The 20,294-nt window shown below is 68.0% G+C and carries 19 protein-coding genes; 14 read left to right on the top strand and 5 right to left on the bottom strand.

Annotation, left to right across the window (positions count from 1 at the left end; genetic code table 11):
• Positions 1-46 precede the first annotated feature (46 nt).
• On the top strand, positions 47-1,210 hold the full coding sequence (locus AC1DGI_RS06390; protein ID WP_441402852.1) for a trans-sulfuration enzyme family protein: 1,164 nt from the start codon (positions 47-49) through the stop codon (positions 1,208-1,210).
• On the opposite strand, the gene AC1DGI_RS06385 is transcribed toward AC1DGI_RS06390, so the two are convergent.
• Positions 1,207-2,493 (bottom strand): MFS transporter, encoded by a 1,287-nt coding sequence (locus AC1DGI_RS06385; RefSeq protein ID WP_476898162.1) that lies wholly within the window; start codon positions 2,491-2,493, stop codon positions 1,207-1,209. The two genes, AC1DGI_RS06390 and AC1DGI_RS06385, sit on opposite strands and share 4 nt — an antisense overlap.
• A 115-nt stretch (positions 2,494-2,608) precedes the next feature.
• Here AC1DGI_RS06385 and AC1DGI_RS06380 point away from each other — a divergent pair, with 115 nt between their 5' ends.
• Complete coding sequence (locus AC1DGI_RS06380; RefSeq protein ID WP_476898161.1) at positions 2,609-3,592, top strand: LysR substrate-binding domain-containing protein; 984 nt, start codon at positions 2,609-2,611, stop codon at positions 3,590-3,592.
• Between the two features lie 27 nt (positions 3,593-3,619).
• On the opposite strand, the gene AC1DGI_RS06375 is transcribed toward AC1DGI_RS06380, so the two are convergent.
• Entirely contained in the window at positions 3,620-4,654 is a 1,035-nt protein-coding gene (locus AC1DGI_RS06375; RefSeq protein ID WP_476898160.1) for a nitronate monooxygenase, read from the bottom strand.
• Between the two features lie 36 nt (positions 4,655-4,690).
• Here AC1DGI_RS06375 and AC1DGI_RS06370 point away from each other — a divergent pair, with 36 nt between their 5' ends.
• The 9 genes from AC1DGI_RS06370 (at position 4,691) to AC1DGI_RS06330 (ending at position 13,619) form a co-directional block, all read left to right on the top strand.
• The gene (locus AC1DGI_RS06370) at positions 4,691-5,623 is read left to right on the top strand and encodes an N-acetylglucosamine kinase (RefSeq protein ID WP_476898159.1); all 933 of its coding nucleotides are present in this window, start codon (positions 4,691-4,693) and stop codon (positions 5,621-5,623) included.
• A gap of 73 nt (positions 5,624-5,696) precedes the next feature.
• Complete coding sequence (locus AC1DGI_RS06365) at positions 5,697-6,149, top strand: NUDIX hydrolase (protein ID WP_476898158.1); 453 nt, start codon at positions 5,697-5,699, stop codon at positions 6,147-6,149.
• A gap of 259 nt (positions 6,150-6,408) precedes the next feature.
• Positions 6,409-7,578 (top strand): ribosome small subunit-dependent GTPase A, encoded by a 1,170-nt coding sequence (gene rsgA / locus AC1DGI_RS06360; protein ID WP_476898157.1) that lies wholly within the window; start codon positions 6,409-6,411, stop codon positions 7,576-7,578.
• 297 nt (positions 7,579-7,875) lie between these two features.
• Positions 7,876-8,973 carry an ABC transporter ATP-binding protein gene (locus AC1DGI_RS06355; protein ID WP_476898156.1) on the top strand — a complete coding sequence of 366 codons (1,098 nt, stop codon included), beginning with the start codon at positions 7,876-7,878 and terminating at the stop codon, positions 8,971-8,973.
• Positions 8,973-9,692 (top strand): ABC transporter permease, encoded by a 720-nt coding sequence (locus AC1DGI_RS06350; protein ID WP_441403180.1) that lies wholly within the window; start codon positions 8,973-8,975, stop codon positions 9,690-9,692. Before AC1DGI_RS06355 ends, AC1DGI_RS06350 begins: the two co-directional genes overlap by 1 nt.
• On the top strand, positions 9,689-10,435 hold the full coding sequence (locus AC1DGI_RS06345) for an ABC transporter permease (RefSeq protein WP_476898155.1): 747 nt from the start codon (positions 9,689-9,691) through the stop codon (positions 10,433-10,435). The genes AC1DGI_RS06350 and AC1DGI_RS06345 overlap by 4 nt, the downstream gene beginning before the upstream one ends.
• Positions 10,432-11,391, top strand: coding sequence for an ABC transporter substrate-binding protein (locus AC1DGI_RS06340; RefSeq protein WP_441403182.1), 960 nt, complete (start codon positions 10,432-10,434; stop codon positions 11,389-11,391). Before AC1DGI_RS06345 ends, AC1DGI_RS06340 begins: the two co-directional genes overlap by 4 nt.
• A 75-nt stretch (positions 11,392-11,466) precedes the next feature.
• On the top strand, positions 11,467-12,687 hold the full coding sequence (locus tag AC1DGI_RS06335; protein WP_476898154.1) for a pyridoxal phosphate-dependent aminotransferase: 1,221 nt from the start codon (positions 11,467-11,469) through the stop codon (positions 12,685-12,687).
• 77 nt (positions 12,688-12,764) lie between these two features.
• A complete protein-coding gene (locus AC1DGI_RS06330; protein WP_441399875.1) occupies positions 12,765-13,619 on the top strand; it encodes a polyphosphate kinase 2 family protein in 855 nt (284 codons plus the stop codon).
• A 14-nt stretch (positions 13,620-13,633) separates the two neighbouring features.
• Here the strand turns inward: AC1DGI_RS06330 and AC1DGI_RS06325 are convergent, their stop codons facing one another.
• Both AC1DGI_RS06325 and xseA read right to left on the bottom strand, forming a co-directional pair.
• Positions 13,634-13,876 (bottom strand): exodeoxyribonuclease VII small subunit, encoded by a 243-nt coding sequence (locus tag AC1DGI_RS06325; RefSeq protein ID WP_476898153.1) that lies wholly within the window; start codon positions 13,874-13,876, stop codon positions 13,634-13,636.
• An 82-nt stretch (positions 13,877-13,958) separates the two neighbouring features.
• Positions 13,959-15,242 (bottom strand): exodeoxyribonuclease VII large subunit, encoded by a 1,284-nt coding sequence (gene xseA, locus AC1DGI_RS06320; protein ID WP_476898152.1) that lies wholly within the window; start codon positions 15,240-15,242, stop codon positions 13,959-13,961.
• A gap of 206 nt (positions 15,243-15,448) precedes the next feature.
• Here xseA and AC1DGI_RS06315 point away from each other — a divergent pair, with 206 nt between their 5' ends.
• Together AC1DGI_RS06315 and AC1DGI_RS06310 are read left to right on the top strand one after the other, a co-directional pair.
• Complete coding sequence (locus AC1DGI_RS06315) at positions 15,449-16,312, top strand: hypothetical protein (RefSeq protein WP_476898151.1); 864 nt, start codon at positions 15,449-15,451, stop codon at positions 16,310-16,312.
• A gap of 23 nt (positions 16,313-16,335) precedes the next feature.
• The gene (locus AC1DGI_RS06310; protein ID WP_441399871.1) at positions 16,336-17,427 is read left to right on the top strand and encodes a 4-hydroxy-3-methylbut-2-enyl diphosphate reductase; all 1,092 of its coding nucleotides are present in this window, start codon (positions 16,336-16,338) and stop codon (positions 17,425-17,427) included.
• 6 nt (positions 17,428-17,433) lie between these two features.
• On the opposite strand, the gene AC1DGI_RS06305 is transcribed toward AC1DGI_RS06310, so the two are convergent.
• On the bottom strand, positions 17,434-18,699 hold the full coding sequence (locus AC1DGI_RS06305) for a DNA recombination protein RmuC (protein WP_476898150.1): 1,266 nt from the start codon (positions 18,697-18,699) through the stop codon (positions 17,434-17,436).
• Between the two features lie 136 nt (positions 18,700-18,835).
• Between AC1DGI_RS06305 and ychF the strand changes: the two genes are divergently transcribed.
• Entirely contained in the window at positions 18,836-19,921 is a 1,086-nt protein-coding gene (gene ychF, locus AC1DGI_RS06300; RefSeq protein WP_476898149.1) for a redox-regulated ATPase YchF, read from the top strand.
• Positions 19,922-20,294 lie beyond the last annotated feature (373 nt).

Below are 20,294 nucleotides of genomic sequence, written 5' to 3'. Positions count from 1 at the left end.
GCCAGATACTTTCTGCATTCAATGGCGAATATTCATAAGGAGTACTGTGCTTTCTCAAGACTCGCTGGCGGTCCACGCAGGCCGGAACGACCTCACGGAGCTCGGCGTCCATGCCGTCCCGATCGATCTCTCCACCACCGCCCCGCTGCCCTCGGTTCACGACGGCGGCCTCGCCTACGAACAGATGGCCACCGGCGGCCCGCATCTGGAGGGCCAGAGCACCGTCTACCAGCGGCTCTGGAACCCGACAGTGGCCCGTTTCGAAGAGGGCGCCGCGTTGCTGGAAGGCACTTCCGAGGCGGTGGCGTTCGCCACGGGCATGGCCGCCCTGAGTGCGGTGCTGCTCGCCGTCGTCGGCGCCGGGAAAAGGCACGTGGTGGCGGTCCGCCCGCTGTACGGCGGCAGCGACCACCTGCTGGCTTCCGGGGCGCTCGGCACCGAGGTCACCTTCACCTCGCCCGAAGGCATCCGTGCGGCACTGCGACCCGACACCGGACTGGTCATCCTGGAGACGCCGGCCAACCCGAGCCTGGAACTGGTCGACATCGCCGCCGCGGCGGCCGCGGCGGACGGCGTGCCGCTGCTGGTGGACAACACGTTCGCCACCCCGGTGCTCCAGCAGCCCTACCGGCACGGGGCGGCCCTGGTACTGCACAGCGCCACCAAATTCTTCGGCGGCCACGGCGATGCCATGGGCGGTGTCGTCGCAGCCTCGCCGGAATGGGCCGTCCGGCTCCGGCAGATCAGGGCCATCACCGGCGGGATCCTCACGCCGTGGCCCGCCTACCTGCTGCACCGGGGGATCGCCACGCTGCCGGTCCGGGTACGGGCCCAGCAGGCCGGCGCGGAGAAGGTCGCGGCAGCCCTGGCGGGGCACGAGCTGATCCGGCGCGTCTACTACCCGGGCCTGCCCGAGTGCGACCCGCGGGGCCTGATCGGAACGCAGATGGCGGGTCCCGGTTCGCTGCTGGCGTTTGAACTGGCCAGCGCCGAGCACGCCGAGCGGGTCCCGGCGGCCGTCGGGATGATCACCCACGCCGTCTCGCTGGGCGGGGTCGATACGCTCATCCAGCACCCCGCCGGGCTGACCCACCGGCCGGTCGCCGCTGAAGCCAAGCCGCATGCCGCCCTGCTGCGTGTCTCCGTGGGCCTGGAAGATCCCGCCGACATCGTGGCGGACCTGGTCCAGGCCCTCGAGACGACCCGCTAACGCGCTCCTGCCGGTTCCCCGTTCGAGACAACGGCGTCCCCGGCGCCGGCGGGATGCACGACGGCGGTGATCACCGCCGTCGTGCAGGCCAGCCCCATCACCGCCAGGGCCAGCGCGCTCCAGCCGACGGACTGGAACAGCAGGCCGCCGGCCCAACCAATGACGCTGGAGCCAAGGTAATAGGCGAGGTTGTACAGTGACGCGGCCTGGGCCCGGCCGGTGCTCGCGATCACCCCGGTCCAGCCGGAGCCGATGCTGTGGGCCGCGAAGAAGCCGCCGGTAAAGAGCAGCAGGCCAGCGAGGATCAGGACCAGGAGCTGGGTCAGGGTCAAGGCGAGGCCGGCGACCATCAGGATCGTGCCTGTGACCAGCACGTTGCGCCGGCCGAAGCGCCGGGTCAGCCCGGCGGCCCAGCGGGCGGAGACGGTGCCGGACAGGTAGGCCAGGAAGATCAGGCTGATCAGCGTGGCCGGCAGGCTGAAAGGCTGGCCGGACAGCCGGAAGCCGAGGTAGTTGTAGACCGCCACGAAGCCGCCCATCAGCAGGAACGCCTGGACGTAAATGGCCAGCAGCCGGGGATTCCGGCAATGGCCGGCCAGCGTTGAAAGGGCGCCCCGGAAGCCTGCGGCGGCGGCGGGGGCAAAATTCCGTGCCGGCGGCACCAGGACCAGGAACAGGACGGCGGCGGCCGTCGCCATGACCGAGACGGCCAGCGCCGCGGCCCGCCAGCCCCACAGCTCGCCGACGGGGCCGGCCACGAGCCGGCCGGCCAGCCCGCCCAGGGTGGTGCCTGCGACGTAGGTGCCCGCCGCCAGGGCGGCGTGGGCCCTGTTGACTTCCTCGTTGAGGTACGCGATGGCGATGGCCGGGATGCCGCCCAGGGCCATGCCCTCCAGTGTCCGCAGGCCCAGCAGGACCGGGAAGCTGGGCGCCAGCGGGGTCAGCAGCCCCACTACGGTGGCAGCCGAGATGCCCCACGCCATGGCCCGCACCCGTCCGATGCGGTCGGCGAGGAAGGACCACGGAATGACCGTCACGGCCAGGCCCACCGTGGCCAGCGAAACGGTCAGGGCCGCCTCGGCCGCCGTCACCTGCAGCTCGCGGGCGATCCGCGGCAGCACCGCCTGGGTGGAATAGAGCTGGGCGAAGGTTGCGACGCCTGCGAAGGCCAGACCCGCAAGGATCCGGCGGTAGGCCAATGACCCTTTGRCATGGCCGGACCAGAGGGCTGCTGGCGGCACCTGGCCGGCGCGGGGGGCGCGGTCGGGGGAGGAGCTGGGCATGGAACCAGCGTAGGCCTTGGCAATAGCATGCCTCCAATGCATGATTTCCATAGAACATATGCTTGATTCGCAACAATAATCGCAACGATGCTTGCACCGATTGGAACGGGCGGCCATGGACCTCGAACACAGGCAGTTGGTGCAACTGCTGCCGCTGCTGCCTTTGCTCGCCGAACTCGGCCGCACCCAGCACATCACCGCGACGGCAGAGGCGCTGGGCGTCCCTCAGTCCACGGTGAGCCGGGCCGTCGCGCGGGCCAGCGCCGTGGTCGGCACCGAGCTGCTGGTCCGCGACGGCAGGGGCGTCCGGCTGACGTCGGCGGCAAAGGTCCTGCTGCCCCACGTTGACGCTGCGCTGGCCGAGTTCCAGACCGGGCTTGATCTGGTCCGGCACGAAGCCGAGGTGGTCCGCGGACGGGTCGCGGTGTCCTTTCAACACACCTTCGGCGAGGCGATGCTGCCGCTGATGATCAGCGCCTTCCGCCAGCGGCATCCGCAAACCGAGTTTGCCCTCAGCCAGGGCGCGCGGGACGGATGCCTGGCTGAACTGGCGGCCGGAGATGCGGACCTGGCGCTGACCGCTCCCATCGCGGCGCCGAGCCGGCTGATCTCCTCGGCAGCCCTGTACCGGGAGCCGCTGCGGCTGGTCGTCCACCACCGGCACCCGCTGGCCCGGCGCCGGCGCGCCCGCCTTGCGGAGATCCGGCAGGAACCCTTTGTGGCGATGGGCGCCGGCTACGGCATGCGCTCGCTGACGGACGCGCTGTTCCGCGAAGCGGGTTTCCGGCCGCGCGTCGCCTTCGAAAGCCAGGACACCCATACGGCCCGCGGACTCGTCTCTGCGGGGCTGGGCGTGAGTATCCTGCCACCCGGCGGGCCAGCCCCTGGGCGCCACACGCAGGAGCAGGCCGGAGACCTCGGCTCGGTGGAGCTCGCGCTGGATTCGGGCCTGGCCTTCCGCGAGATCGGCCTGGCCTGGCGGGAACGGCGCGGGGGACCGGCCGCCGAACCCGACCCGGTGAGGCTGTTCCGGGAGCTGGTGCTCAGCGAGGGGCCGGCACTGCTGGCCGGCTTTGTCCGCGGCCGCTCCGGCAGCTGAGCCGTCCGCCCGTCGTCGTCCGCCCCGTCAGCCCAGCAGGCCCGCTACTACCTCCGCCACCGACCCGGCCTGAGCCTGCTGCCAGCCGGTGCCGGCCCAGAGGTTCAGCCGTTCCGCATCCCCGGCGGCCGCAGCGGCCGCGCGCAACGGGGCGGTGAGGTGGTGCACGGCCGGGTAGGCGTCCGGGGCGTCGGGGTGGTCCCGGACGAATTCGTTGACCAGTGCCCGGGCGGCCCGTCCGGTGAACGCCCTCGTCAGCGCGGTCCGGGCAAAGTGCGGGCTGGCCAGGGCGTCCTTGTGCAACTGCCGGGCCCCGCTCTCGTTGGCGCGGAGCAAGGCCGTGCCCAGCTGGGCGGCCTGCGCCCCGGCGCCGAGCACGCTGTCCAGGCCCGCGGCGTCCATGATCCCACCGGCCGCAGCGAGGGGGAGGGCCACGGCGGAGCGCACCGCCGCAGCAAGCTCCGCCGTCGTGGCCGGTACCGCGGAACCCGCAGCGGCGGCGCCCGGCAAGAAGGCTGCGCTGTGGCCGCCGGCGCAGCCATGCTGCACCACCAGTGCGTCCACGCCCTGCTCGGCCGCCTGTCGGGCCTCGGTCGTGGTGGTGACAGTGGCAAGCACCGCCGACCCGGCCCGTTGCAGGGCACGGACGATGTCCGTACCGGGCAGCCCGAAGGTGAAACTGACCAGTTCCACCGGATCCGCCAGCAGGGCATCGATCTTGCCCTGCCAGTCATCGTCATCATCGAGCCGCGGCGGTGTGAGCTCCACGCCGTACCGCAGGGCATCGGCCCGCAGTTCCTGCCGGTATTCCTCCAGCTCCGCCAGCACGGCCGGGGGCGGCGCCAGCTGGGCGCGGTCCGGGACGAACACGTTCATGCCGAACCGGGCGCCGGCGTCCCGGGTGGCGCGGATTTCCGCCTCCATCCCCGCAACCCCCTTGTAGCCCGCGGCCAGGAAGCCGAGGCCGCCTGCGGAGTGCACGGCTGTCACGAGAGCGGGCGTGGAGGTCCCGCCGGCCATTGGCGCCGCGATGATCCGGGTGCCGAAGATGTCCTGCGACATTGCTCGCTCCTGTCGGTCGTTCAGTAGTCTGGTCCGGTGACTCATTCTGACATCCCCACCCCGCCGGGCGCCCGCTCCTCCGCCGCTGCCGGCACCGTGATCGGGCTCGACATCGGGGGCACCAAGACCCGCGGCGTCCGGTTCGAAGACGGTGCGCCGGTGGCGGACGAATCAGTGGGTAGCGCCAACGTCCAGAACGTCACGCCGGAGGAAGCGGCCCGCAACCTGGCGGAGCTCTTCGCCCGGATCGGCGGGGGAAGCGTCGACCAGGTGTACGCGGGAGCAGGCGGCATCGACACCGACGACGACGCCGCGGCGCTCGCCGCGCTGATCGCCCCGCACGTGCCAGGGGCCAAAATCACCGTTGTCCACGACTCACGCCTCCTGTTGGCGGCCGGCGGTGCCAGCACCGGCGTGGCCGTGATCGCGGGCACGGGCTCCGCCGCATGGGGCAAGAACAGCCGGGGCCAGGAAGCCCGCGCCGGGGGCTGGGGCTACCTGCTCGGCGACGAAGGCAGCGGCTACTGGCTGGGCCGGGAGGCCGTGCGGCACAGCCTGCGCCGGATGAACCAGGGCCTTCAACCCGACGACCTGACCCGGGCACTGTTGGACTCTTGCGGCGTGGACCACCCCAACAAGCTGATCGCCTTGTTCCATTCACCCGACACCGGACGACGCTTCTGGGCCCAACGCGCCCGGCTCGTCGTAGAGGCTGCCGACGCGGGCCACATTCCGAGCCGGGCGCTGATCGACCAGGCCGGCCGCGACCTCGCGGGCCTCGCGGAACAGACGGTCAGGCAGCTAGGCATCGAGGGGCCGGTCATCCTGGGCAGCGGGCTCGGCATGAACGTGCCGCGGCTGCAGGCAGCATTCCGCGGGGCACTGGCCGCCGCCGGGATCACCGATGTCCGGATGCTGCAGCAGGAGCCGGTGTTTGGGGTGCTGCAGCTCGTGGCCGAGCAGGACTGAGCCGCCAGGGCCAGGGCCGGGGCCGGATCTGCGGCCGGAGCCAGGGCCGGCGCCGCGAGGCTACGCTGGATCAATGACTTTGCCATTCGACACCCGCCCGGCCGCCTACGGCATCATCATCCGGGACGACTCCCTCCTGCTGGCGTATTGGAAGCAGGGCGGCCGCGAGGGCTGGACACTGCCTGGCGGCGGCCTCGACCTTGCCGAGCATCCGGTGGATGGTTGCCGCCGCGAGATCTACGAGGAGACCGGCTACCGGGCCGCGATCGGCTCCCTGCTCGGGATCGACGTCGGGCACTGGCCGGCCGAGGCCCGGCTCGACGGCGGCCAGCGCGACTTTCAGTCCCTCCGGCTTGTCTACGAAGCGAGCATCACGGGCGGGGAACTGCGGCACGAGGTAGGCGGCAGCACCACCCACGCGGCCTGGATTCCGCTGGCCGAGGTGGTCGGCCTGAACCGCGTCTCGCTCGTGGACGCAGCACTCCGGCTCTACCGCGAGCGGCCGCTCGACGGCAAGCTCTCCTGACCCGCCGGGCCCTCGCGGAAACAATTCCTGGCCACTCGCGCCGCGGGCGGTTACCCTAAAGAAACCGCGGCCGGTAAGGCCGCCAGGGAGCCGGGGAGGTGGAACCAATGAACGCAACGGAACTGTGCGCGCAGCGCACAACCCAAATCACGTCATTATTCCTGCCCCGGCGTCACGCATCTCCTAGCCCTCATAGCTGACGGGTCGTTCCCGACCGCAGTAGGCAAACGCGCATCCGGGGCCCATCAAAGGGTTTCCATTGACTATTCTGCGCAAGCAACAAACAGGCCTGCAGGGGCCGTCCCGTTTCGGGTTCACCGAGGCCGTTACGGAACTTTTCACCGCCAATCCCGTCCCCGGCGGCACCGGCGCCGGGCGGGTAGTCCGGGTGGACCGCAACCGCGTGCTGGTCGCGGACCAGGACGGCCAAGTCCGGCTGCCCTATCCCCGGTCGGGACTTATCCCGGCCACCGGCGATTGGGTGTGGCTCGGCAGCAACGCGGCGGGCGAGCCGATCATCGCGGGCGTGCTGCCGCGCCGGTCCGAGCTGAGCCGCAAGCGTGCCTTCGAAGGGTCGTCTGAGGCGCAGGTGCTGGGCGCCAACATGGATATCGTCGGCGTCGTCGTTCCGGTGGACCGCCCGCTTACGCACAACCGGCTCGAACGGACGCTGGTCGCGGCGTGGGATTCCGGCGCCATTCCGCTGGTGGTGATCACCAAGGCCGACCTCGCGGAGGTGGCGGACGACGTCGTCGGGCAGGTCATGGTACAGGCAGCCGGCGTGGACGTGGTCACCACCTCCGCCGAGCAAGGCGACGGCCTCGACGAGTTGCTGGCGCATCTGCCGCCGGGAGCGACCATCGTGCTGCTTGGCCCCTCGGGCGCCGGAAAGTCCACCCTGATCAACGCGCTCGTCGGGTTCGAGACCCAGGAAACGGGTGCGGTCCGGGCATGCGACGGCAAGGGCCGGCACACCACGACCTCCCGTGCGCTGGTTCCGCTGTCCGGCGGCTCGGTGCTGATGGACACGCCCGGGGTGCGGGGCTTTGCCCTGTTCGACGCCGAGGACGGCATGGACGAGGTGTTCGGCGATCTGGAGCAGCTGTTCGATCAGTGTCGGTTTGCCGACTGCGCGCACGGCAGCGAACCCGCCTGTGCCGTCCAGGCCGCCCTCGCCTCGGGTGCCCTGGACGGGCGCCGCTGGGCCAGCTACCTCAAGATGCAGCGCGAACTGGCGGCCCTGGGCCGGCGCCACGATGCGGCTGCCCGGCGGGCCTACCAGCGTGAGTGGCACCAGAAAGTTGTCGTTGCCAGCAGGAGCCAGCGCGCGGCCGAGCAGCTGCGCGACGGGCAGCCCGAAAGGGGAAGGGGGCACGGCAAGGGAAAGAGCCAGAGAAGGAGCAATGGAAAGGGCCACGGAACTGGATAGGCGAACGGCCGCGGCCGGGTAGATTGGGCCGTCTGGAGCGGGTTCGCGGGGAGAGCCCGGCGCCGGCCCGAAACGGCGCCCATCCGAAGGCCGGCCGGTGCCGAATGAAAAGGGGAGTCCCGGCCACCTGGCGCGGTCCTGGGAAGAATCCGGCCCGTTTCTTCGATTCGGGTCGTCCACTTCGTCAGTGCCGCCGGTTAGGCTGGGGCGTACCTGCTTTACAGCCAAAAATCGGCATGCATATGATCAGGTGGCTGGACCGTCCCTTGTTGCCGCCAACAGATAGGTAAGCCCGGAATGGCAGAGGCCATGATCGAGTTCCAGAGCGTCACCAAGCAGTACCAAGGCGGCCAAGCCGCCGTCGACGATCTGAGCATGTCCATCGACAAGGGCGCCATCACGGTGTTCGTCGGTCCGTCGGGCTGCGGCAAGACCACCTCCCTGCGGATGATCAACCGGATGGTTGAGCCGACGTCGGGCACCATCACCGTGGACGGTCAGGATGTCACCTCCGTGCCGGCAGCTCAGCTGCGCCGTTCCATGGGCTACGTCATGCAGTCCTCCGGGCTGATGCCCCACCGTTCCGTGCTGGACAACATCGCAACCGTCCCGCGGCTCAACGGCGTGTCCAGGGCGGCGTCGCGCAAGCGGGCGCAGGAGCTGCTCGACGTCGTCGGCCTCGCCTCCGGGCTCGGCCGGCGCTACCCTTCACAGCTTTCGGGCGGCCAGCAGCAGCGCGTGGGTGTGGCCCGGGCCTTGGCCGCGGATCCGCCCGTGCTGTTGATGGACGAGCCGTTCAGCGCGGTGGACCCCGTGGTGCGCGACGAACTGCAGAAGGAACTGCTCCGCCTGCAGCGCGACCTGGCCAAGACCATCGTCTTCGTTACCCACGACATCGACGAGGCGACAGTGCTGGGGGACAAGGTCGCCGTCTTCGCCAGCGGCGGGAAGCTGGCACAGTACGCTGCACCGGAAGAGATCCTGCGCGCCCCGGCCAGCGACTTTGTCGCGGCTTTCGTGGGCCGCGACCGCGGGTTCCGGCACCTGGCGTTCAGCCCCTCGGACGGTGTCACGATCCACCCGGTAGACACCATCAGCCTCGCTGAACTTGACCGTGACGGAGGTCCGCGGGCGGACGAGTGGCAGCTCGTGGCGGACGGGGACGGGCGGCCGCTCGGCTGGAGCGCGCCCGGCGCCGGCCCCAACAAAGTCCCGGGCGGCTCGCTGTTCCACAAGGGCGAGACGCTCCGGCGGGCGCTGGACGCGGCCTTGTCCTCACCGTCCGGACTGGGCGTGGCCGTGGATGCGGACGGTCGGGTGGCCGGCGTGATCACTGCCGAAGAAGTGCTCGCCGTGATCGAAACGGCGCGCCGCGTCCGGCAGGGCGCGCTCTGATGGAATGGTTCCTGGCCAACAGCGGGCAGGTCTTCAGCCTCGCGGGCCAGCATCTTGTCCTGGCAATTCTGCCGATGCTGTTTGGCTTGCTGATTTCCATCCCGCTGGCCCAGTTGGCCCGGCAGAACCGCACCCTGCGCACGGTGATCCTGACCGCCTCGTCTCTGCTCTACACGATTCCCTCGCTGGCGCTCTTCATCATCCTTCCTACGGTGTTGGGCACCCGCATCCTGGATCCGGCCAACGTCGTGGTGGCGCTGACCATCTACGCCGTCGCACTCCTTGTCCGGGCCGCCCTGGATGCCTTCGACTCGGTCGATGAGGACCTCGAACAGGCCGCCGTCGCCATGGGCTTCAAACCCCTGGCCCGCTTCCTGCAGATCGATCTGCCGCTGTCCCTGCCCGTGATGTTCGCCGGCCTCCGGGTCGTTTCAGTTAGCAATATCTCCCTGGTCAGCGTTGCCGCCCTGCTCGGTATCGGCAACCTCGGAATGTTGTTCACCTCGGGGCTTCAGCGCGACTTTGTCACCGAAGTGCTGGTGGGCATTATCGCCATCCTCGTGCTGGCACTGCTGATGGACGCCGTGCTGGTGCTCCTGGAGCGGCTCCTGACGCCCTGGACCCGGGCCGGCTCCGGCAAGTCCGGCGGCTCCGACGGTTCCGGCGAGCCGGCCGCGGCCCGCAAGCTGTCCGACTCCGCGGCGGGGGCATCCGTATGAGCAACGTGTTCACCGACACCCTCGCCTGGCTGGCCGACCCGGCAAACTGGTCCGGCAGCAGCGGAATCCCCGTGCGCCTCGCAGAACACCTGCAATACACCGGTCTGGTGATGCTGATCGCGACCGCCATCGCTGTCCCGATCGGGCTCTACGTCGGGCACACCGGCCGCGGCCGGGTGGCGGTGGTGGCCCTCGCCGGCGCGCTGCGCGCACTGCCGACCCTCGGTCTGCTGACGCTCTTCGTCCTGCTGGTGGGGATCGGGCTGATGCCGCCGGTCTGGGCGCTCGTGATCCTGACTGTGCCCCCGCTGCTGGCCGGCACCTACGCGGGCATCTCCAGCGTGGACCGGAACGTTGTGGACGCTGCCCGGGCCATGGGCATGACCGAACTCCAGGTCCTCTTCCGCGCCGAATTCCCGAACGCGCTTCCAGTGATGTTCGGCGGGTTCCGCACGGGAGTCCTTCAGGTAATAGCGACGGTGTCGGTCGTCGCGTACATCAACCTGGGCGGCCTGGGCCGCTATCTCTTCGACGGCCTCGTCCTTTCCGACTTCCCGCAGATGCTCGGCGGTTCGCTGCTCATCGCGGTGCTCGCGATCGCCGTCGACCTTTTGCTTGTGTTGTTCCAGCGGGCCTTCCTGACCCGCGGAGCCGCCGCCACACCGAACCGGGGCCAGCAGGCCGCGGTTGATCTTACAGACCCCGCGACCGCGGAGGCTGTTGTTCAAGGAGGTACGTCATGAAGGAAATCCGCCAACGAGCATTGGGCAGGCGCGCATTCGGCAGCTTGGCCGCCGCCGTCGGACTGGCCGTTGCCCTGTCCGCATGCGGCGGCTCGTCCAACCCCCTGTCCTCGGCACCTGCCAGCGGCGGCTCCTCCGGGGCGGGCGGGGCGCTCGTGATCGGGTCCGCCGACTTCACCGAGAGCCAGGTCATCGCCGAGGTCTATGCCGGGGCACTCAACGCCGCCGGTGTCACGGCGAGCACCAAGCCGAACATCGGATCCCGCGAGGTCTATTTCAAGGCGGTGCAGGACGGCTCGGTCGACGTCGTCCCCGACTACAGCGGAAACTTGCTGCTGCACGTAAACAAGGACGCTACCGAAGTCTCCGCCGCCGACATTGCCCAGGCCCTGCCGGGCAAGCTTCCTGACGGCCTGGCCGTGCTGGATGCCGCGAAGGCCGAGGACAAGGACGCCATGGTGGTGACCAAAGCCACCGCGGAGAAGTACAAGTTGAAGTCCATCGAGGACCTGGCCAAGGTCTGCAGCGAAATCGTGGTCGGCGCCCCGGCCACCTTCAGCGAACGTGCCTACGGGCTGCCGGGCCTGAAGAAGAACTACAACTGCGTGCCCAAGAAGCTGGAACCCTTCAGCGACGGCGGCGGTCCCGTCACGGTCAAGGCACTGCTCACGGACCAGGTCCAGGTAGCCGACATCTACACGACCACCCCGGCCATCGCGGACAATGACCTAGTGGTACTGGAAGACCCGAAGAACAACTTCATCGCCCAGCAGGTCCTGCCGCTGTACAACAAGGCCAAGATGACGGACAAGGCCAAGGAGGCCCTCAACAACGTCTCCAAGCTGCTCACCACCGATGACCTGATTAACCTCAACCGTGCTGTCGGCGGCAGCCAGAAGCAGAACCCGAAGGACGCCGCAGCGGCCTGGCTCAAGGACAAGGGCCTGGTCAAGTAGGCCGGAAGACGCGTACTTCCGCTGTGAGACAAGTCTCACAGCGGAAGTACATCCGCCATATGGCATATTTGATGAATGGCAGAATTCAAGCAGTCCACCAAGCTTCATAATGTCCTCTACGACATCCGTGGACCGATTCTTCAGGCCGCCCAGCAGATGGAGGCGGAGGGTCACCGGATCCTCAAACTGAACATCGGAAACCCGGCCCCGTTTGGCTTTGAAGCGCCGGACGCCATTCTGGTGGACATGATCCGCCACCTGCCGCACGCCCAGGGCTACAGCGATTCCCGGGGTATTTTTTCCGCCCGCACCGCAGTCTCGCAGTATTACCAGACCCGCGGGATCCAGAACATCCACGTCGATGACATCTACCTCGGCAACGGGGTCAGTGAGCTCATCACGATGTCGTTGATGGCGTTGCTGGACGACGGCGACGAGGTCCTGATCCCCACTCCGGATTACCCGCTTTGGACGGCCTCCGTGGCCCTGGCCGGCGGCCGTCCGGTGCACTATCTTTGCGACGAGGACTCCGGCTGGCAGCCTGACCTTGAGGACCTGGAAGCGAAGATCACGCCGCGCACCAAGGGCATCGTAGTGATCAACCCCAACAACCCCACCGGTGCCGTCTATCCGGAGGAAACACTCAAGAAAATCGTGGCCCTGGCCGCGAAGCACGGGCTGGTGCTGTTCGCCGACGAGATCTACGAAAAAATCCTCTATGAGGATGCTGTGCATGTGAACATGGCCGGCCTCACCGGCGACGACGTGCTGTGCCTGACCTTCAGCGGACTTTCCAAGGCTTACCGGGTTTGCGGTTTCCGGGCCGGGTGGATGGCCATCTCGGGTCCGAAGAAGGACGCCGGGGACTACCTCGAGGGCATCAATCTGCTGGCCAACATGCGGCTGTGCGCCAACGTCCCCGCCCAACACGCCATCCAGACCGCCCTCGGCGGCTACCAGAGCATCAACGACCTGATCCTCCCGGGCGGGCGGCTGCTGGAGCAGCGGAACAAGGCTTATGACATGCTCAACGCCATCCCGGGGGTCAGCACGCAGCAGGCCCGGGGGGCGATGTACCTGTTCCCGCGGCTGGACCCCGAGGTGTACCACATCCGCGACGACGAGAAGTTTGTGCTGGATCTGCTGCGCCAGCAGAAGATCCTTGTCTCCCACGGCCGCGCGTTCAACTGGGTGCGCCCGGACCACTTCCGGATGGTGACTCTGCCGAACGTCAAGGACCTGGAAGAGGCCATCAACCGTATGGGGGACTTCCTGAGCCGGTACCAAGGCAACTAGCCTGAGCTCAGCAGCGCGGCGCGGGCAGTTGTCCGGCGGTCCGAACGGCGCCTGCCCGAACCGGAAAGAGGCTTGCAATGGCAGACGTCGTGAGATTCAAGGAGCACCCCTCTGACACGCTGAGGGTGGGCAAAGGCTTCAAACTCAAGGACACGGACCCGGACGCCACACCGGGGTACCCGGGGGACAAGAACGACGGCGAGGTGCTGCTCGCCGATCTGGACGACAACCTCGCCATGCTCCAGGAGCAGCTTTTCGCTGAATCTCGCTTCGGCGGCACCAAGCGGATCCTGCTGATCCTCCAGGCCATGGATACGGCAGGGAAAGGCGGGATCGTTACGCACGTGATGGGCGCCATGAACCCGCATGGCGTCCAGATGAAATCCTTCAAGGCACCCACCCCGGAAGAGAAGTCCTACGACTTCCTGTGGCGGATCGAGAAGGAAGTCCCGGCCGCCGGCATGGTGGGCGTCTTTGACCGGTCCCATTACGAGGACGTCCTCATCCACCGCGTCCACCGCTGGGCTGATCCGAAGGAACTCGAACGCCGGTACGAAGCGATCAACGAATTCGAGGCACGGCAGACGGCTTCCGGCACCAAGATCGTCAAGGTCATGCTCCACATCAGCCGGGACGAGCAGAAAGACCGGCTGCTGGCCCGGCTGGATGAGCCCGCCAAGCTCTGGAAATACAGCAGCAATGACCTGAAGGAACGCGCGTTCTGGACCGACTATATGGACGCCTACCAAAAGGCATTCGAGAAGACGGACACCGAGGCCGCCCCGTGGCACGTGGTCCCGGCCAACAAGAAATGGTACGCGCGGATCGCTGTCCAGCAGCTGCTGCTCGACGCGCTGCAAGGGCTCAAGCTAGAGTGGCCGGTTCCGGGCCTGGACGTCGCGATGGAACGGGAACTGGTCCAACGCTCCTGATCGGCCGGCGCCGGCTAGCCTTCCTGGGCGGCCTGGTCACGCGCCGCGGCCAGGCGTTTGCGGGCCCCTTCGAGCCACTGCTCGCAGCGCTTGGCGAGGGCCTCTCCCCGTTCCCACAGGGCGAGGGAGTCCTCAAGGCTGACGCCGCCGGCCTCGAGCTTGCCCACCACACCGACAAGCTGTTCGCGGGCCTCCTCGTAGCTCAGTCCGTCAATGTCCGTGCTCGGCTTGGCGCTTGCCGCGTTCTCTGCTGCCATGTTGTTCTCCTTGTCTGAATCCCGGCGGGTACCCGTCATTGCGGGCCGGGAAGTCTGATTTCTCTTATTCGGGGCGGAATGCTCAGTTTTCGACGGGCTCCTGGCCGCCGGTGGACTGGGCCGTGAACCCGCCGCCGGCCACGCGGACCGCCAAGGAGGTGCCGGCCGGCACCTGGTCCGGGTGCCGCACCACCTTGTGATGCGCCAGGCCCGGGACCCCGTCGTCGAGTTGGACGACGGCGTAACCGCGGTCCAGCGTTTTTTGCGGCGACAGGGCCCGCACCTGTGCCTTGAGGTGGACCAGCTGGTCGGTTGCCCGGACGACGGCGGTGGTGACCGCGGCCCGGGACCGTCCTTTGAGCCGTTCGACGTCGTCGTGCCGGACACTGACCATGACCTCAGGGGACGCTAGCACGGGACGGGAGCGAAGCGAGGCGAGGCGGTCCGATTCCCGCTCCACCAGCCGGGTCACGCCGCGGCGAAGCTGGTCGCGGGCCTGACGGACCCTGGTGAGTTCCTCGACGACGTCGGGGACGATCCGCTTCGCCGCGTCGGTGGGCGTCGAAGCGCGCAGGTCGGCGACGTCGTCGAGGATGGGGCGGTCCGCTTCGTGGCCGATCGCGCTGACGACCGGCGTGGTGGCGGCAGCCACTGCCCGGATGAGTTCCTCGCTGCTGAACGGGAGCAGGTCTTCCAGTGCGCCGCCGCCGCGGGCGATGACGATGACGTCCACCTCCGAATGGGCATCCAGTTCCCGCAACGCGCCGAGGACCTGGGCCACCGCGGTGTTGCCCTGGACAGCGACTTCGCGGATTTCGAATTCGACGGCGGGCCAGCGCAGGGCCGCGTTGCGGAGCACGTCCTTCTTGGCATCGGAATCGCGGCCGGTGATCAGTCCGATCCGGTGGGGGAGGAGCGGCAGGCGCTTCTTGCGTGAATCGGCGAAGAGCCCCTCCGCCGCAAGTGCCTGGCGCAGCCGTTCAATTCGGGCCAGGAGGTCGCCGAGCCCGACCGGCCGGATGTCCTTGACCGACATGTTCAGCCGGCCCGTCTTTAGCCAGAACTCGGCCTTGAGCAGCGCGACGACCCGGGAGCCGCGCTCCAGCGGCAGTGCCTGCCGGTCCAGAACGCTGGTCCAGACCGACGCCGGGAGGGAAATCTCGGCGTCGATGTCCCGGAGCGTGAGGTAGGCGTTGGTGCCGCGCCGGTTGAGCTCGATGACCTGGCCTTCGACCCAGGCCGCGGGAGCGCGGTCGATGTACGTTTTCAGGTTTTGCGAGAGCAGCTGCAACGGCCAAGGGTTGTCCGGGCTGGTGCCCGCAGCGGTGGCCGGCAGGGTGCTGGCGGCGACAGTCTCTTCAAACATGCCGGCAGCCGCCGGGGGAGTGGGCCTGGTGCATGTGCGTGGAGTCCTTTTGACGGAGCCTGACGGAGTCTGGCGGAGACGGGGATCTGCTTCAACTCTATCCATAGCTATACCTGCAGGGCCGGACGTTTTGGGCGCCCGCGCTTTTAGCTTGGCCGCAGCGCCCCCGTAGGATGGCACTACTCCCAACCTCCTAGGAGACTTTCGTGCGCACTTTTGTCTCAGCCATTGCCGTGCTGATCGGCCTTGCCCTGGCGGCCGTCGCCGTCCCGGCCATGTGGGTGGACCGCAACATTGTCCAGGAGGACGGATTCGTCGCACTCACCGCGCCGCTCGGCAAGGACCCCGCCTTCCAGCAGCGGCTGGCTTCGGCCGCCGTGAACGGGATTGGCTTCGGCGGCAAGCAGCTTCCCGATGCCCTCGCCGCGGTGGTCAAGCCGATCATGGACGACGCCGCGCAGTCCATGACTGCCATGCCCGGTTACTCGGACGCCTGGGCCGAGACCCTGCGCAGAAGCCACCGGCTAAGCTTCGCGGACCCCCGCACCCTTCCGCCGGAGGTGAACGGCACCACCTCCCTGACCCTGGATGTCGCCCCCTTGGTGGGGCTGGTGGTCGCCAGGGTTTCGGCGGCATCGCCAGTGCCGCTGAAGGCGCCGGACCAGGTCCGGATCGGCATCGGGCAATCGAACCAGCGCCAGCTGATTGAACGTGTTTCGGCATACGCCCCGATGGGTTCCGCCGTGGCTGTGGGTGCGGCGATCGCCTTCATCCTGGCCTTCGTCGCGGCTCGGCGGAAGTGGACGGTCCTCGTAGGGACCGGGATCGGCGCCCTCGTCCTGGCAGCGGTCTGGAAGTTCGGTGCGGATGCAGCGGGCCGGCTGGTCCTGGGGGCCGGCAGCGGCAACGACGTGGCCGAGATCTTCAAGCGCGAATTCGTGGCCGCCTCCACGGCAGGCTTCGGGCAGTGGATTGTTGTGGCGCTGGTGGCAGGAGCGGTCCTGCTGGTTGTTGGGATCGTGCTCCGCGTCGTCACCGGCCGCCGGCCGGCGCCAAATGTCCGGCGATAGCGAACACCGGTAGCATTGGGGGCATGACCTCCACCGCTGTTTCCATTCCGATGCCCTCCGTTCCGCGACGTCGTCGAACGCCGGAAGAGGTGCTGGCGGCGGCACCCGTGACAGGTCCCAAGAAGGTGCTCCTGGCCGCGCCGCGCGGCTATTGCGCCGGCGTGGACCGCGCCGTGATCGCGGTGGAAAAAGCACTGGAACACTACGGGCCGCCCGTCTACGTCCGCAAGCAGATCGTCCACAACGTCCACGTTGTGAGCTCCTTGGAGGAAAAGGGTGCGATCTTCGTTGACGAGACCGATGAGGTTCCCGAGGGCGCCCTCGTGATCTTCTCCGCACACGGCGTCTCGCCGGCGGTCGTTCAGTCCGCCGAGGACCGCGGCCTGCGGACCATCGACGCGACCTGCCCGCTGGTCACGAAGGTGCACCGTGAGGCGGTCCGCTTCGCGAAGGACGACTTCGACATCCTGCTGATCGGCCACGACGGCCACGAGGAAGTCGAAGGGACCGCCGGTGAGGCGCCCGAGCACATCCAGATCATCAACGGCCCGCACGAGGTGGACAAGGTGACGGTCCGGGACCCGGAGAAAGTCATCTGGCTCTCCCAGACCACCCTGAGCGTGGATGAAACCATGGAGACGGTACGCCTCCTGAAGGAGCGATTCCCCACCCTGCAGGATCCGCCAAGCGATGACATCTGCTACGCCACCACCAACCGCCAGGTGGCCATCAAGAAAATCTCGCCGCAGGCCGATCTGGTGATTGTGGTGGGTTCTGCCAACTCCTCGAACTCGGTGCGCCTCGTCGAGGTCGCGCTGGAATACGGGGCGAAGGCCTCCTACCGGGTGGACTTCGCCAATGAGGTGGACGAGGCCTGGTTCGAAGGCGTCGCCACCGTCGGCGTGACATCGGGCGCTTCCGTGCCGGAGGTCCTGGTCAAGGACGTGCTCCGGCTCCTCGCCGACTACGGCTACGGCTCCGTCGAGGAAGTCGTCACGGCGGAGGAGGACCTGCTGTTCTCCCTGCCGAAGGAACTCCGGGCCACCCTGAAGCAGGCCGGGGACGTGTCCCGGGCCCTTGGCGGCCGCGGCGCCCGCCCCGCCAATCAGGCCTAGGCGGCACTAGGCGGCAGACTCCTCCCCGGAGTCTTCTGCGGCGCCGTCACCGTCGGCGTCCCGGGAGCCGTTGGCCTGCTGTAGTTCCGGTGCGGCCACCGAACGCGGCGTTGCCTCGACGGTGATGGGAGTCGCCAGTCCGGACGCGTCCATGGCGTTCAGTTTCCGGGCCGTGGGGAGCACCCGTGCTTCGAGCGTGCCGACCAGCGAGTTGTAGCGGTCCACCGAGGTCTTGAGCGATGAGCCAAGCTTGGAGACGTTGTCGCCGAGGGTTCCCATCCGCTCATACAGTTGCTGGGCAAGTTCGAACAGCTCCCGCGCACTGTCGGTCAGCACGTCCTGCCGCCACGTGAACGCCACGGACTTTAGCACCGCCAGCAGGGTCCCCGGCGAGGCGAGGACGACATTCCTCGACAGCGCGTAGTCCAGCAGGGCTGGATCCGCTGTGAGGGCGGCTGCCAGGATCGACTCCGCGGGCAGGAAGCAGACCACCAGCTCGGGAGCGTTGCCCGGGATGTCCCAGTACCGCTTGTTGCTCAGCGCGTCGACGTGCGCCTTCAGGGCTTTCGCGTGGCTGGCGAGCAGGGACTGCTGGCTGTGCTGGGAACCCTGGCCGGTGGAGCGGCCGCCCGCGGCGGTGCCTAGTTCCTGCGCCTCAAGGTAGGCCGACAGCGGCACCTTGGCGTCCACCACCAGCTGCTTTCCGCCGGGGAGCTGGACCACCAGGTCGGGCCTGACGGTGTTCTCGGACCCGGCGCTGTGCAGCTGCTCGTGGAAGTCCACGTGCCGGAGCATCCCGGCCGCCTCCACGACGCGGCGCAGCTGTACCTCGCCCCACTGGCCGCGCGCGCTGTTGGACCGCAGGGCCGATTCGAGCGCATGCGTTGAGCGCAGCAGCTGCTCGTCCGAAAGCCTGGCATCCTGCAACTGCTGGGCGAGCTGGCCGTACTGTTCCAGCCGGTCCCGCTCCAACAGGGACACCTGCTGCTGGACGGCGGTGAGCTTCTCGGCCACGGGGGCCAGCGCGCGCAGGACGCTGCCGTCCTGGTTCCTCGCGTCGCCCAGCTCGCGGTTCTGGGCCGAGAGCAGGCGGCGTTCGGCGTCGGCGGCGGCGAACAGGGCGCTGACCTCCGAGAGCCGGGCGGAGACGCCGTCGAAGTCCGCTTCCAATGCGGCGCCGCGTCGCCTGGATACGACAAAAGTGAAGGCAGCGCCGGCCACAGCGCCGATCAGCAGCATCAACAGGGCAAGAATGAGTGCGAAAGCGTCCATGACTTCACTCTGGCACGCAGCACTGACAGTTTGAGCCAGTGACGCACTCGACGCCGGCGGCCGGACCGCCGTCGCTGGCACCGGGTGACCCGGCGCCAGCGGAGGGACGGCCCCGTTACCGGTAGAATCTATACTCGTGGCTCTTACTATCGGCATCGTCGGACTGCCCAACGTCGGCAAATCAACTCTTTTCAACGCACTGACCCGCAACCAGGTGCTCGCGGCGAACTACCCGTTCGCCACGATCGAACCGAACGTCGGCGTCGTGAACCTGCCGGACCCGCGGCTCAAGCAGCTCGCGGAGATCTTCGGCTCCCAGCGCCTGCTGCCCGCGCCCGTGTCCTTCGTGGACATCGCCGGCATCGTCAAGGGCGCGTCGGAGGGGGAAGGCCTGGGCAACAAGTTCCTGGCGAACATTCGCGAGGCCGAAGCCATCGCCCAGGTGGTCCGCGTGTTCGATGACCCCGATGTCATCCACGTCGACGGCAAGGTGGATCCGCGGTCCGACATGGAAACCATTAACACTGAGCTGATTCTGGCAGACCTTCAGACCATCGAAAACGCCATTCCGCGGATCGAAAAAGAAGTCAAGATCAAGAAGCGCGACGCCGCCGAACTCGCCGCCGTCAAGGCTGCCCAGGCGGTCTTGGAGCGCGGCGATACGATCTTCTCCTCGGTCACCAGCGACAAACTGGAAATGGAGCATCTGAAGGAGCTCGGCCTGCTTACGGCCAAGCCCTTCATTTACGTCTTCAACTCGGATGAGGGAATCCTTGGCAGCCCCGAAAAGCAGGCGGAACTGCGAGCCATGGTGGCCCCGGCCGACTGCATTTTCCTCGACGCCAAGCTCGAGTCCGACCTCGTGGAACTGGATGAGGAAGAAGCCCGCGAGATGCTGGAAATGAACGGCCAGGACGAGTCCGGCCTGGACCAGCTGGCCCGCGTCGGATTCCACACGCTGGGGCTACAGACGTACCTCACCGCCGGCCCCAAGGAGACCCGCGCCTGGACTATCCGCCAGGGCGACACCGCCCCCCAGGCCGCCGGTGTCATCCACTCCGACTTCCAGCGCGGCTTCATCAAGGCCGAGGTCGTCTCCTTCAACGACCTGATCGAGGCCGGCTCGATGGCGGAAGCCAAGGCCCGCGGCAAGGTCCGGATCGAAGGCAAGGAATACGTGATGGCCGACGGCGACGTGGTTGAATTTAGATTTAACGTTTAGTTCCGCCCCGATGGTGGCTCCCGGTGCCATATGTCGGCTTGATTCAAGACCAGTAAGTGGGCCCGATCCAGGGCCGTCCGAGAGCATCCCGGCAGACTAAGCCTCGTCCAGGAGCGCAGGCTTAGTCTGCCCACAACCGGGGCCAACCCTCGGGTTATCCAACGCTACGGCGGTTGGGGAGCTACACCAGTTGCTCACTATTCCAGCTGTGGACAACCCGAATTGACTCCCGGCTGTGGACAGCTGGGGTGGTAGCCCCGGAGTTTGATCCTCGAGTTGCCCGGCCCGCATGGCTGCGATGACCCCGCCATCCATGAGGAGGTCCGAGACGGTGATGCAGGCACTTCGGGTCCGAGGAGGAACGTCGCAGTGG

The sequence above is a fragment of the Arthrobacter sp. 05N428_2 genome, from assembly GCF_056397065.1.
Note: the sequence above shows the minus strand (reverse complement) of the source record. Positions and strands in the feature narration are given on the sequence as shown.